11 protein-coding genes are annotated in these 12,634 nt (G+C 67.4%); 4 read left to right on the top strand and 7 right to left on the bottom strand.

Features of this window, described 5'->3' with window-relative positions:
- Window positions 1-35 precede the first annotated feature (35 nt).
- Window positions 36-1,985: an alpha/beta hydrolase family protein gene (locus tag KCG34_RS12850; protein WP_211936048.1), complete on the top strand. Its 1,950-nt coding sequence runs from the start codon at window positions 36-38 to the stop codon at window positions 1,983-1,985.
- Here the strand turns inward: KCG34_RS12850 and KCG34_RS12855 are convergent, their stop codons facing one another.
- Window positions 1,986-3,089 carry a Rieske 2Fe-2S domain-containing protein gene (locus KCG34_RS12855; protein WP_211936049.1) on the bottom strand — a complete coding sequence of 368 codons (1,104 nt, stop codon included), beginning with the start codon at window positions 3,087-3,089 and terminating at the stop codon, window positions 1,986-1,988. It abuts the gene before it with no gap.
- A 64-nt stretch (window positions 3,090-3,153) separates the two neighbouring features.
- Complete coding sequence (locus tag KCG34_RS12860; protein ID WP_211936050.1) at window positions 3,154-5,337, bottom strand: protein-disulfide reductase DsbD family protein; 2,184 nt, start codon at window positions 5,335-5,337, stop codon at window positions 3,154-3,156.
- A gap of 122 nt (window positions 5,338-5,459) precedes the next feature.
- On the opposite strand from KCG34_RS12860, the gene KCG34_RS12865 reads away from it, so the two are divergent.
- Window positions 5,460-5,858, top strand: coding sequence for a hotdog family protein (locus tag KCG34_RS12865; protein WP_211936051.1), 399 nt, complete (start codon window positions 5,460-5,462; stop codon window positions 5,856-5,858).
- Window positions 5,859-6,036: 178 nt separating this feature from the next.
- Here the strand turns inward: KCG34_RS12865 and KCG34_RS12870 are convergent, their stop codons facing one another.
- On the bottom strand, window positions 6,037-6,834 hold the full coding sequence (locus KCG34_RS12870) for a SapC family protein (RefSeq protein ID WP_211936052.1): 798 nt from the start codon (window positions 6,832-6,834) through the stop codon (window positions 6,037-6,039).
- A gap of 190 nt (window positions 6,835-7,024) precedes the next feature.
- Here KCG34_RS12870 and KCG34_RS12875 point away from each other — a divergent pair, with 190 nt between their 5' ends.
- Window positions 7,025-7,873 (top strand): MaoC family dehydratase, encoded by an 849-nt coding sequence (locus tag KCG34_RS12875; RefSeq protein WP_211936053.1) that lies wholly within the window; start codon window positions 7,025-7,027, stop codon window positions 7,871-7,873.
- A gap of 159 nt (window positions 7,874-8,032) precedes the next feature.
- A complete protein-coding gene (locus KCG34_RS12880) occupies window positions 8,033-8,806 on the top strand; it encodes an acid phosphatase (protein WP_211936054.1) in 774 nt (257 codons plus the stop codon).
- A gap of 639 nt (window positions 8,807-9,445) precedes the next feature.
- Here the strand turns inward: KCG34_RS12880 and KCG34_RS12885 are convergent.
- The 4 genes from KCG34_RS12885 to msrA form a co-directional block, all read right to left on the bottom strand.
- A complete protein-coding gene (locus KCG34_RS12885) occupies window positions 9,446-9,976 on the bottom strand; it encodes a GNAT family N-acetyltransferase (protein ID WP_211936055.1) in 531 nt (176 codons plus the stop codon).
- Window positions 9,973-10,851 (bottom strand): N-carbamoylputrescine amidase, encoded by an 879-nt coding sequence (gene aguB, locus KCG34_RS12890; protein WP_211936056.1) that lies wholly within the window; start codon window positions 10,849-10,851, stop codon window positions 9,973-9,975. The genes KCG34_RS12885 and aguB overlap by 4 nt, the downstream gene beginning before the upstream one ends.
- A complete protein-coding gene (locus KCG34_RS12895; protein WP_211936057.1) occupies window positions 10,848-11,855 on the bottom strand; it encodes an agmatine deiminase family protein in 1,008 nt (335 codons plus the stop codon). The genes aguB and KCG34_RS12895 overlap by 4 nt, the downstream gene beginning before the upstream one ends.
- A gap of 152 nt (window positions 11,856-12,007) precedes the next feature.
- Window positions 12,008-12,616 (bottom strand): peptide-methionine (S)-S-oxide reductase MsrA, encoded by a 609-nt coding sequence (gene msrA, locus KCG34_RS12900; protein WP_211936058.1) that lies wholly within the window; start codon window positions 12,614-12,616, stop codon window positions 12,008-12,010.
- Window positions 12,617-12,634: the final 18 nt, after the last annotated feature.

The following is a 12,634-nucleotide window of genomic DNA, read 5'->3' on the forward strand; positions in this document are numbered from 1 at the left end:
CGCCGGCAAGATAGGCTGCAACCGATGGGGGAAGCATGGTTCGCAGTTTGCTTGCGTTTGGGTTCGCAATGCTGCTGGCGCGAGGAGCTCTCGCCAGCCCCCTGCCGCCGGTCGAGGACTACGGCAAGCTCCCCGCGATGAGCACGCTCAGCCTGTCGCCATCAGGACAGAGGTACGCGTTCGTCGCTGAGGTAGGCGGCGTTCGCAGGCTTTATGTCGCGACGACCGCGAACCAGCCGATTGAATCCGACACCCTTGGCTCACTCAAAGTCGATAATATCGAGTGGGCGGGTGAAGATCATTTGCTGATACACATCAGCAAAACCGTCGATTTGGGTATGGAATTTTTGGTTAGTAAACAGGAACTGGAAGAGGTTATCGTTGTAGATTTAAAACAACATAGGTCGTTTTCGGTGTTTGGCGACCGAAAGGAAATCGAAATATCAAGAACTGTGATTGGAACCTACGGAACTGCTGAGATAAATGGTCATTGGTATGGATATTTCGGCGGCCTTGAGTACGATCAACTGAATCTCTACAAAGTCGACCTCGACACTGGAGACACCCGGTTCACGCGGTCAGAGGAATCGGATCTCGCGGGATGGCTGCTCGACGCAAAAGGTGAACTCGCCGCACGGCTTCGCCTCCACTCGAAGACAGGTCAGTGGCGCGTGCTGGCCGGCAAGACCGTGGGCGGCGAGATAGCATCCGGTTCGATATCGGCCCAGTCGGTGACGGAAGACGTGAGCTTGGACGGCCTGGGCCGCACACCTGACTCCTACCTGCTCTACGTCGGCGACGCCGAGCACGGCCAACTTCGCGAAGCCTCGCTGAGCGGCGGCCCAGTAGTGGCCACCTTTGATGGATCGACCTTCGGCCATGTTATGCGCGACCGGACCACCAAGCTCTGGATCGGAACGACCTCACCCGAAGATGGCGGCAGACCCAAGCTGTTCTCGCCCGAGCGTCAGGCCAAGCTCGACGCAGCGTTCAAGGCATTCCCTAACGAAATCACTCACCTGATATCCTACGACGCCGACTTCAACCGAATGATCGTGAAGACTGAAGGCCCGGATGATTCCGGGACCTACTGGATCGTGGATATCGCTAAACGATCGGCCAACGTGCTTGGGGAGGAATATCCCACCATCAGGGCGGACCACATCGGCGCCTCCCAGCGCATCGATTACAAGGCTGGCGATGGCATGGTGCTCAACGGTATCCTGACCCTCCCGCCAGACCGGAAAGCCACGAACCTGCCCCTCGTCGTGATTCCCCACGGTGGACCGGAAGATCACGACATACTCGGCTTCGACTACTGGCCGCAGGCCTTCGCTTCGCGCGGCTATGCCGTGTTCCAGCCAAATTTTCGCGGTTCCGACGGCTTTGGGACTAGCTATCGCGACGCTGGCTTTGGTGAATGGGGCCGCAAGATGCAGACCGATGTATCTTACGGTGTCGCCGAACTGGTGCGTGAGGGCAAGGTCGACCCCAAGCGAATCTGCATCGCCGGCTGGAGCTACGGCGGCTATGCGGCGCTGGCGGGCGTCACCGTGCAACACGGAATCTATCGCTGTGCGGTCTCGATGGCGGGACCGTCGGATCTGCCCGGCATGCTCGCCTACGAACGCGACAGCACGGGCCAGACCAGTACGACAACCCGCTATTGGCGAAAGTTCATGGGCGTGACGACCGGCTGGTCCCAGACCCGGGACATCTCGCCGGCCGCCCTGGCCGACAAGGCGGACGCTCCCATACTGTTGGTGCATGGTCAGGACGACACGGTTGTTCCTCCTGAACAGAGCGAGACCATGGCAAAGGCGCTTCGTACGGCCGGCAAGTCGGTGGAGCTGATCACATTGCCCGGCGCTGATCACTGGCTGCTGGAAGAGCCATCCAGGGTCGCCATGCTCAAGGCCTCGGTCGAGTTTGTGATGAAGCACAATCCGCCGGATCCGGCGTCGACGGTCACAGCTGCGAAGTAGTCAGCTGCGCCAGCGCAGGACGGCCGGCTCGACGGGGTTGGCGAAGGGGCGCCCCTCGCGGCGGCTGGTGGTCCATTCGCGCTTGAGCGCCTGGTACCATTTGGCTTGGCGGTCGGCGTCGTCGATCCACATCAGGGTCGGGTCGTAGGCCAGGCCCTCGTTCTGCAGGTTCACCATGGCCGCGTCCTGGCGCAGGAAGCGGCGGGCGCCCGAGGCGATGAACGGGCGCAGCAGGGTGAAGGCCCAGTGGTCCGACCACATGATCTGGGTGATGCGGGTCTTGCCGTCATTGACCGGGGTCAGGCAGGTCAGGGACAGGACCTGGCGCGGACCGACCTCGATATGCTCGTAACGCAGGCCCGGCAGGCGGAACACGATCTCGGTCTTGGGCGCGCCGCCCAGGATCTTGTAGGCGTAGCTGTTCTTGGACGGCGCATGGCGGGCCATGGCGAAGCCGGCCTCACGCGGCTCGAAGGCCTTGGCCTTGTCGTGCTGCGAGGCGGGCGAGCGCCACCACCAGTTCTGGTGCACGTAAGGGCCGTGCGCCGGGTCCATCAGCCCGATCACCGCATGGTCGATGTGGCTGTCGAACACCATCCGGTCGACCAGCTTGGGCGCGCCGCCCACCACCCCGGGGAAGGTCGGCGGCGGCTGGTCGGGCTCGGCCTCGCCGCGGGCGTCCGAGGCCATCCAGACGAACGCCATGCCCTGGCTTTCCTGGGCCGGATAGCGGCGCACGCGGATGCGGCCGACATCGATCGCCTGGCCGTCGACCATGGAAGGAATGGCCGAGCAGACCCCGTCGGTCTTGAAGCGCCAGCCGTGATAGGGGCACTCGACCACTTCGGACCCGCCGGCTTCGCGCACCAGGCGGCCGGCCGAAAGCGGCGCGGCTCTGTGCGGGCAGATGTCGCGCAGGGCGTAGACCTGGCCGTCGCCGCGGCGGCCCAGAAGGATCGGCTCGCCCAGGATCTCGTAGCGCTGCAGCTTGCCGGGGCGCAGGTCGCCGCTGAGGGCGGCGAAATACCAGATGTCGCGCAGGAAGCCGCGGCCGAAGCGAGCGGTCTCTGCGGCGCGGGCGGTCGTGGCGTCACCTTCAGGCATCGCCGTTGTTTAGCTCAACCTGCGGGGAAAACGCGAGGTTTTAGCGCGGGGGCGCTGATGTGGGTTAGGACCGCGCCGCCTTGTCGACCGCCGACAGCACCAGGTCCTCGGTGAGGATCTGTGGCAGCACCTGCGGCTCGCCGCCCTTGGCCGGATAGACCAGGTAGAGCGGCACCCCGGCGCGCCCGTGGTCGGCCAGCACCTTGGCGATCACTGGGTCGCGGTTGGTCCAGTCGCCCTTCATGAACACCACCCCGTCCTTGGCGAAGGCGTCGGCGACCTTCTTGGAGGACAGGGCCAGCTTGTCGTTGACCTGGCAGGTTACGCACCAGGCGGCGGTGAAGTCGACGAACACCGGATGGCCGTCGGCGCGCAGGGCGTCGAGCTTGTCAGGCGAGAAAGGCTGGGAGGCGAGCCCATCGCCCTTGGCCGCTGTGGTTTGTGTGGTGGCGGCGTTGGCTGGGCTGTCGAAGGGCGGGGTCGCGGCGGCGACCGCGGCCAGCACCATCAGGACGAGGCCGGCGGCGAAGCCCAGCCCGCCCCCGCGGCCTTCATAGCGGGCGGCCTGGGCGCGACCGTAGAGCCAGGCGGCGAAGGCCACGAGCACGGCGGCGCCCAGCAGCCGCCCGAGGCTCAAGGGGCCCACCTGCTGGCTGAATACCCAGAGCAGCCAGGCGGCGGTGGCGAACATCGGAAACGCCATGACCTTCTTGAAGGTCTCCATCCAGGCGCCTGGCCGCGGCATCAGGCGCAGCAAGGCCGGGGCGAAGGCGATCAGGGTGAAGGGCGCGGCCATGCCGAGGCCCAGCGCCAGGAACACGCCGAGCGCCAGGGGCGGCGCCTGGGTCAGGGCGAAGCCGATGGCCGGGGCCATGAAGGGCGCGGTGCAGGGCGCGGCCACCGCCACGGCCAAGACGCCGGTGAAGAAGGCGCCGGCCAGGCCGCCGGCGCCGGCGGCCTCTGCATTGCCGGCGGCGCTCTGCAGCGACTGGCCGACCTCGAACAGGCCGGCGAGGTTCAGGGCCACCAGCAGCATGACCAGGCACAGGGCGGCGATCACCGCCGGCGACTGCAGCTGGAAGCCCCAGCCCACCGCCTGGCCGGCGGCGCGGGCGGCGATCAGGAGCGCGGCGAGGCCGACGAATGTCGCCACCACGCCGGCCAGGAAGGCCAGGCCCTGCCCTCGCGCCTGGGCCGCGCTGTGGGCGTGGCTGGCCAGGGATACCGCCTTCATCGACAGCACCGGGAAGACGCAGGGCATCAGGTTCAGGATCAACCCGCCCAGGAAGGCGAACACCAAGGCGCCGCCGAACTGGCCGACGCCGCCAGAGCCCGCCGTCTGGCTCGCGCTGGGCGGGCCGAGGCCGGCGGCGGCGGGCTGGGCCGGGCCAGGCTTGGCGTCGATCTCGTAGGCGCGGGCGCCCAGGTCGATCACCCCCTGCAGATGGGTCGGCGCCGGCCCCGACTTGAAGCCCGAACCGGGCGCGAGCGTCAGGGTCAGGCCCTCCGGCCCGCGGTCGATGACCTGGGGCTGGGGGTGGTCGATGGCGGCGGGGTCGTAGGGGTAGAAATAGGCGTTGGGGAAATCGCCGCCCTTGACCGCCTCGCCGGTGATGCTGAGCTTGATGGCGGTGGGGCTGGTGGTCATCACCGCGGTCAGGGCGCCGGGCTTGGGCGCCTTGGCCAGGGTGGTGGCGATGCGGCCGCCCCAGGCGGGATCAGGACCGCCGTCGGCGGCGACCACCGGCACGGTCAGGGTCAGGTTGGCGTCCTCAGGGACGCAGACGTCCTTGCAGACCAGGTATTGGGCCACAGCCTTCAGCGTCACGCTCTGGCCGGGCTTGGCGTCGGCAGGCGCGGTCAGGGCCTGGGGCAGGATCACCTCGCCCTCGTAGCCATAGTCCATCAAGGGGCCTGTGCGCAGCTGCTTGGGCTTGGGCCAGACGATGTCGCCGGTCTTCCAGCCCGCCGGCAGGGTCCAGGCGATGGTGGTGGACTGGCCGGAATCGCCGGGGTTGCGCCAATAGGTGTGCCAGCCGGACTGGATCTTCTGCACCAGGGCGACGTGGACCTGGCCGCCGGGGCGTACGCCATCGGCGTCGGCCACAAGTTGCGCCTGCACGTGCCGGCCGGCCAAGCCGTCGCCGCCGGCGGCCGGGTTGGCGTCGGCCAGAGCCTGGCCAGCGAAGAAAAGGGCCAGACCGGCCAGAAAGCCGCCGAAAATCGTCGAACGCGCGCGAACTGACATGCCGCTCCTGTCGCTCCAGCCCAGCCTTGCAAGCCATATAGGCCCGCCGGCTCTCGACTTCATCGCCCAAAGTGATTGATTACGAATCGGCCGCACGGCCGGATCAGGCGAAGGGGTGCAGCATGCCCGGCTATTTTGAAGATATCGAGGTCGGACAGGTGGTTCCTTTGGGCGCCATGGTGCTGGACGAGGAGGTGCTGAACGACTTCATCGCCGCCTTCGCCCCCGACTGGGACCCGGACGCGGGCGCGCCGGACGCGCTGGTGTTCGCCGTGTGGTCCCGGCTGGACGGACGGATTTCGGCCGACTGGCCGCAGACCAAACGCCTGGGCGTCGACGCCCTGAGATGGGCGCGCAACCCGCCGGCCGGCGAACTCCTGCGCGGGCGCATGACCATCATGGGCAAGGACCAGGTGGGCGAGACCAAGGGCATCGTCATCGCCCAGCACGACCTGTTGGACGAAGCCGGACGGCTGGTGTTCTCGTGCCTGACGCGGAGCGTGTTTGTGTGCAGGGGGTGAAATCCCTTCTCCCCTTGCGGGAGAAGGAGGGGCCCGCGACGAAGTCGTGGGAGGATGAGGGGTCGCGCCGGCCTAGCAGACTGAGCGGGAGGGCGGATTGGAGGGGCCGGTTAGACCCCTCATCCTCCCACCGGCTGCGCGGGCGGGCCCCTCCTTCCCCCGCAAGGGGGGAAGGGAATTAAGCGTTCCCCGCCACCGGGGCCGCCGCCACGTTTCCGCGCAGCATGGACTCGGCGATGATCCGGTCCCAGCCCAACAGCGACATCAGGTGGGCGTAGATCTGCTGCAGGGCGCCGTTGTCGCGCAGCTCGACGATCTTTTCGGCCGGCAGGGCGTTCAGCTTGGCCTCGGAGACCGCGTAGTACTCGGCGACCAGCACTGGCTGGCCGGCGGCGCCGGTGTTGGGGTCGCGCGGGGTGAAGGTGGTCTGCTTGGTCTCGAACAGGTCCAGCGACTTCAATAGCTCGACGAAGTTGTCGGTGCGGGCGCGGTCCTGGTCGAACTGGCCGCAGAAATCGATGCAGCTCTTGGTGAATTCGGTCGGCTGGCCGTTCTCGAACAACATCACGTCCGGGTTTTCCTCGGTCCACAGGTCGGCCGAGCGGTCGATGCAGATCACCGTGCGCTGCATCTGGTCGTCGCGGGCGCCGACGAAGGGATAGCGGCGGATGAAGGCCGGCACGTAGCAGCCGGCGCGGAAGCCGCCCTGGGCGTCGACATAGAGGTTCTCGCCCTCCTGCAAGCCCATCACCGCCAGGGGCGCATAGGCGTCGCCGGCAAAGATGATCGGATAGCTGACCCCGGCCGGCCCGAATTCGCCCACATGCAGCGGCACGAAGTGCTGCTTGGCGGCGAAGCTGAACGGCGCCGCCATCCGCTTCATACCCAGGCGGGCGTGCTTTTCGGCGTCAAGGGGCTCGGGCTGGTTGTACATCAGCACCGCGCCGCTCAAGGGGGTTTGGGTGGGGTCGGACATCAAGAGACCTGTCTAGGCGTTGGGCCGCGCACGCCGCGCGGAGTCGTCGGCTTCTAGCGGATCGCCCGGTTGGGGGCAATGCGACCCCTTGCGGTAGAGCTTGGGGCTCGCCGGCGCGCCGATTTGCGCTTGCCTCGCGCCACGTCACCCGCCTCAATATGTCGCTAAAAGCGATAGAGGAACGCGCGCCATGGCCATTTCGTACCCGCAGATTCTCGACCTGAAGAACGAGGGCCAGACCTTTTCCTGGAAGGCCAAGGACACCATCCTCTACGCCCTCGGCGTCGGCATGGGCTGGGACCCGCTGAACGACGACGAGCGGGCCTTCGTCTATGAGAAGGACCTCAAGCCCGTGCCCAGCCAGGCGGGCGTGGTGGCCTGGGGCGCCAACGCCGGCAACACCGGCATCAACTACCTGATGGTGGTCGATGGCGAGCGCAAGATCGTCTTCCACAAGCCGCTGCCGACCTCGGGCGAGGTGGTCGCCTCCAGCCGCATCGTCGGCGCCTGGGACAAGGGCCCGGGCAAGGGCGCGGTGGTGATGAGCGAGACCGAGCTGCGCGACAAGCCCACTGGCGAACTGATGCTGACCATCACCGGCTCGACCTTCGCGCGCGGCGACGGCGGCTTCGGCGGGCCGAGCGAAGGCCAGCCAGAGCCGCACAAGGTTCCCGACCGCGCGCCGGACATGTCGGTGGACATCCCCACCCGCGACGACCAGGCGGTGATCTACCGCCTGTCCGGCGACTACAACCCCCTGCACATCGACCCGGCGGTGGCCAAGATGGCCGGGTTCGAAAAGCCGATCCTGCACGGCATGTGCACCTATGGGATCACCTGTCGCGCGGTGCTGCAGACCTATGCCGAGTTCGACCCGGCCAGGTTCAAGAGCCACCAGGCGCGCTTCTCGGCCCCGGTCTATCCGGGCGAGACCATCACCGTGGACCTGTGGAAAGACGGCGACGTGGTCAGCTTCGAGGCGCGGATCAAGGCGCGCGGGGTGACGGTGATCAAGAACGGCAAGACGGTGCTGGGCTGAGTGAATTCCGGTTTGTCCGATATGTACTCCGCTCATCCCGGCGAATGCCGGGACCCAGATCGTATGGCGCGGTCGGAGCTAGGTTTTCGAAGATCAATCCCAGAGATCGAGTTTTAGGATCTGGGTCCCGGCATTCGCCGGGATGAGCGGACTTTTGAATTGAGCTCAACTCATCATGCACTTGGGATCGCGCTCATCCTCGCGGCGGGGCCGGCCCTGGCTGGCGGCTATCTGGCGCCCGGCGCGGCCCCGGACGCGGCGCGGATCCTGCCGCCCCCGCCCGCCCCCGGCTCCGGCCGCGCGGCGGAGGACCGGGCGGTGTTCGAGGCCACCCGAGCGCTTAAGGGCCAGCCGCGCTGGGACCTGGCCGTGAGCGACGCCGATCTCGCCGCCGACACGGCCCTGGAAAAGTTCGCCTGCGCGCTTGGCGTGCGCATCATGCCCTCGTCGGCGCCGGCCCTGTCCCGCATCCTGGCTCGCTCGGAAGACGACGCCGAAGCCGTCTATGGCCCGGCCAAGAAGGCCTTCGCCCGCCCGCGGCCGTTCACGGCGCCAGGCGAGGAAGCCGCCCCGCTCTGCGTCACCCGGACGCCCGAGCTGGCGCGCAGTTTCTCCTACCCGTCCGGCGATGCGACCCTCGGCTGGGCCTGGGGCCTGATCCTGGCCGAACTGGCGCCCAGCCGGTCGAGCGAAATCCTGATGCGCGCCCGCTCCATCGGCGAAAGCCGCGTGGTCTGCGGCGTACACAACCCCAGCGACGTCGAAGCCAGCCGCACCGCCGGCGCCGCCCTGGTCGCGGCCCTGCACGCCAATGCGGAGTTTCGTGCCGACATGGACAAGGCGCGCGCTGAGGTGACGGCGGTATTGGCCGCGCCGCATGGGGCGGAGCAGTGTTCGGTGCAGGATGCGGCAGCGGCGAAGTCGCCCTATTGAGCTTGCGCGAGTGAACTTTCCAAGTCGTCGCCCCAAACAGCGCCAAGGGCTGGGCGACGCCGCGCTAAGGTCAGCCGCGCATCCACCCGTCCAAGAGATCGGTTTCGACTAGGCAATTGGACACGTCTTCGACCCAAGCCAGTGTTGTGTCGGGTGAAACGGGTTCTCGATCTTCGTGGCGCAAACAAACGAACGCTTGCCCGTCCCACCCGAATGCAACTGCGCGGCAGGTTGCAGCCGAACGAACTTCTAGACCCCGACCTCCGTTTGGATCGACTGATTTCCTAATATGATCAAATAATTCCGCGTCCAAATCGAGCCGGATAAGGTGGGGCTCGGCAATGTCTTCGTGATAGGATGCAGAGTTAGGCGCTGCCCCTGGGTCTCGCCACTCGACCATGAACTGAAAGATGTCTCCCCCACTCCGCAGACAGTCGAAAGTCATCTTCGCGATCAGCGATATGGACGCCTGAGTCCGTTCGTCAGCAACGTCGGCTCCGTAGAGCTCGAAAGCAGGGCGGATTGCGTAGACCTTCATGGTGAAACCCATGCCCGTTGCGACGATGGTCCGCAACGGTTCGAACGCGGCCGAGCGCCGCTCAGCGCGGAGCCATCACACTATGGACCTGCACGCAGTTCCTACCGTCGCTTGCAGAACACCACATGCGGCCTCAATGGGTCGCCCTCCGCCAGCCGCGGGTGCTCGAAATCGCGAGTCTCGTCGCGTTCCATCCCTATCCGCCGCATCACAGCCTGGGACTTCATGTTCGTACTGGCGGTGAAGCTGACGATCTCGTCGACCGGCAGGTTGGCGAAGCCCCAGGCCAGGGCCGCCGTCGCGCCTTCGGTGGCGTAGCCTCCGCCCCAAGCGGCTGGGGAGAGGCGCCAGCCGATCTCGACGCCGGGGTAGAGCGGGAGATCGCCTGGTTCGAGCGGCAGGAGGCCGATCAGCCCGACCAACAGCCCGTCCGCTTTGCGCTCCGCGACCCAGAAACCGTAGCCGTGCTTGGCGATGCAGGCCTGGATGCGGTCCACCAGGGCGTCGCTCTCGGCGCGGCTGCGCACACCGCCCAGCGATTCGCCGACGCGCGGATCGGCGTTCAGCACGGCGATGGCGTCGCGGTCGGCGTCGACAGGCGCCCGCAGGATCAGGCGGGCGGTCTCGATCATGCCGGGCGGGGGCTCGACAGGGCGCCGTAGAGGTCCGGGCGGCGATCGCGGAAGAAGCCCCAGGCGGCTCTATGGGTCTTGAGGAAATCGAGGTCGAAGCTGGCCGCCGCGATCCCCTCCTCGTCGCGGCCCAGGTCGGCGACGAGGTCGCCGCGGTGGTCGGCTATGAAGCTGGAGCCGTAGAAGCGCTGGCCGCCGTTCGGGTAGCCGTCCCAGGGCTCGAAGCCGGTGCGGTTGGCCCCGACCACCGGGATCACGTTGGAGACCGCGTGCCCCTGCATGGCCCGGCGCCAGGGCAGGGCCGTGTCCAGGGTGGCGTCGTGCGGCTCGGAGCCGATGGCGGTGGGATAGAACAGGGCCTCGGCGCCCATCAGCGCCATCGCGCGGGCGCACTCCGGATACCACTGGTCCCAGCAGATGCCGACGCCCAGGCGGCCGAAGCGGGTGTCCCAGACGCGAAAGCCGGTGTCGCCGGGGCGGAAATAGTACTTCTCCATATAGCCCGGCCCGTCCGGGATATGGCTCTTGCGATAGATCCCCATGGCCGAGCCGTCGGCGTCGAGCATGACCAGGCTGTTGAAATAGTGCGGCCCTTCCCGCTCGAAGATCGAGACCGGGATGACGACGCCCAGCTCGGCGGCGACTGGGGCGAGCGCGGTGACGCAGGGGTGCTCGCGCCAGGGATGGGCGGTGGCGAACCAGCGCTCTTCCTGGGCGATGCAGAAATAGGGGCCCTGGAACAGCTCGGAGGGCAGGATCACCTGGGCCCCGCCGGCGGCGGCCTGGCGGATCATGGCGATGGTGCGGGCGATGTTGTCGGAAAGATCGTCGCCATAATGGGTCTGCAGGGCGGCGACCTTCAGGATCCGGCTCATGCGGGCTCCTGCTGGCTGATGCAGTGGAACGAGCCGCCGCCGGAGAGCAGGGCGCGCGAGGAGAGGCCGATCACCGTGCGTTCCGGGAACAGGCTGCGCAGCGTGTCGAGGGCGAAGGACTCGGCCAGGCCCTCGCCGTAGAGCGGGGCGATCACCGCCTCGTTGGCGATGATGAAGTTCATATGCGAGGCCGGTACCACCTCGCCCTCGTCGTTCTGGATCAGGCCAGGCGAGGCGATGCGCGAGATCTGCAAGGGCGCGCCGCGGCCGCCGGTCATGCTGGCCAGGGCCTCGGCGGCGGCGTCGTAGATGTCGGCGTTGGGATCGTCGCGGCCGAAGGCCACCGGGCAGGCCACCACGCCAGGCGCGACGAAGCGGGCCAGGTTGTCGACATGGCCGTCGGTGTGGTCGTTGACCAGGCCGTCGCCCAGCCACAAAACTTTGCGCACGCCGAGCGCGGAGGCCAGGGCCGCCTCGGCCGCGGCCTCGGTCCAGCCGGGATTACGGTTGGGGTTTAGCAGGCATTGCCGAGTGGTCAGCGCCGCGCCGAAGCCGTCGTGATCCAGGGCGCCGCCTTCCAGCACGAAGTCGTTGACGCGGAGCGGCACGCCCGAGGCGGCGGCGATCTGGTCGGCCACCATCTCGTCGCCCTCCAGCACATACTTGCCGCCCCAGCCGTTGAAGCGAAAGCCGGCGGCGCCGGAATGCTGATCGCTGGCGGTGAAGATCGGCCCGGTGTCGCGCAGCCAGATGTCGCCGAACTGGCCGCGCACGATCTCGACGCCGGAGACGCCGTCCAGCCGCTCACGCGCCGCCTTTTCCGCCGCATCGCCGCAGACCATCAGGCGCACCCGCTCGGCGCCGGGGCCGGCCAGGGCGCGGGCCAGCGCGGCCACCTCGTCCTGGGCGGGCTCGAGGTTGTCTTCCCAGAGGTCCGCATGGCTGGGGAAGCCAAGCCACATCGCCTGGTGCGGCGACCATTCGGCAGGCACGGTCAAGGACATGTCGGCCTTTCGAGCGGACGGGGGGAATCGGAGAGCGCAGCTAAGACCACCGCCGATGGGCGTCAAGTGACCGTTGAGAGACGCCCGATGAGACCCTGAAGACCCCGTTCTGATCGCGCGAAAGAAGCCCCGGAGAAGGAGACGGATTCACCTCACTTGAACGCTTCGGCGCCCCAAAGCTGCTTGACCCGGCCGTCCTTGCCGCAGCCGACCCGGTAGCGGAAGTAGTTCACCGGGTTCTTGTCCGCATAGTGCTGGTGATAGCCCTCCGCCGGCCAGAAGGTCGTGGCGGGGCGGATCTGGGTGACGATGTGCCCCGCGAAGCGCTTGTCCTTGTTCAGGGCGGCGAGCGAGGCCTCGGCGGCGTGACGCTGGTCCGAGGTGACGAAGATGGCGCTGTGATAGGACGGCCCGCGGTCGCAGAAGGCGCCGCCGTCGTCGGTGGGGTCGATCAGCCGCCAATAGTGCTCGACCAGGGCGGCGTAGCTCACCTTGGCCGGGTCGAAGGTCACCTTGACCGATTCCAGGTGGCCGGTGGTCTCGCTGGACACCTGCTCGTAGGTCGGGTGGTCCACATGACCGCCCTCATAGCCGACCTCGGTCGAGACCACGCCGCGGATCGGGGCCATGTCGTGCTGCATCGACCAGAAGCAACCGCCGGCGAACACCGCGGTCTCCAGCTTGGGCTGGGAAAGCGCCGGCGCGGCGGCGCCGGTCATGAGGGCGACGGTCAGCGCGAAGCGGGTAAGCGTGCGGCGCATGGAGGCGTTCCTGTGGTT

The organism is Phenylobacterium montanum, assembly GCF_018135625.1.
Lineage (GTDB): Bacteria > Pseudomonadota > Alphaproteobacteria > Caulobacterales > Caulobacteraceae > Poindextera > Poindextera montana.

Excerpts from the sequence above, each read along its gene's own strand:
- KCG34_RS12855 (WP_211936049.1), bottom strand. The coding sequence starts at position 3,089 with ATGCCTGAAGGTGACGCCACGACCGCCCGCGCCGCAGAGACCGCTCGC.
- KCG34_RS12885 (WP_211936055.1), bottom strand. The coding sequence starts at position 9,976 with ATGATCGAGACCGCCCGCCTGATCCTGCGGGCGCCTGTCGACGCCGAC.
- KCG34_RS12875 (WP_211936053.1), top strand. The coding sequence starts at position 7,025 with ATGGCCATTTCGTACCCGCAGATTCTCGACCTGAAGAACGAGGGCCAG.
- msrA (WP_211936058.1), bottom strand. The coding sequence starts at position 12,616 with ATGCGCCGCACGCTTACCCGCTTCGCGCTGACCGTCGCCCTCATGACC.
- KCG34_RS12850 (WP_211936048.1), top strand. The coding sequence starts at position 36 with ATGGTTCGCAGTTTGCTTGCGTTTGGGTTCGCAATGCTGCTGGCGCGA.
- KCG34_RS12865 (WP_211936051.1), top strand. The coding sequence starts at position 5,460 with ATGCCCGGCTATTTTGAAGATATCGAGGTCGGACAGGTGGTTCCTTTG.
- aguB (WP_211936056.1), bottom strand. The coding sequence starts at position 10,851 with ATGAGCCGGATCCTGAAGGTCGCCGCCCTGCAGACCCATTATGGCGAC.
- KCG34_RS12895 (WP_211936057.1), bottom strand. The coding sequence starts at position 11,855 with ATGTCCTTGACCGTGCCTGCCGAATGGTCGCCGCACCAGGCGATGTGG.
- KCG34_RS12860 (WP_211936050.1), bottom strand. The coding sequence starts at position 5,337 with ATGTCAGTTCGCGCGCGTTCGACGATTTTCGGCGGCTTTCTGGCCGGT.
- KCG34_RS12870 (WP_211936052.1), bottom strand. The coding sequence starts at position 6,834 with ATGTCCGACCCCACCCAAACCCCCTTGAGCGGCGCGGTGCTGATGTAC.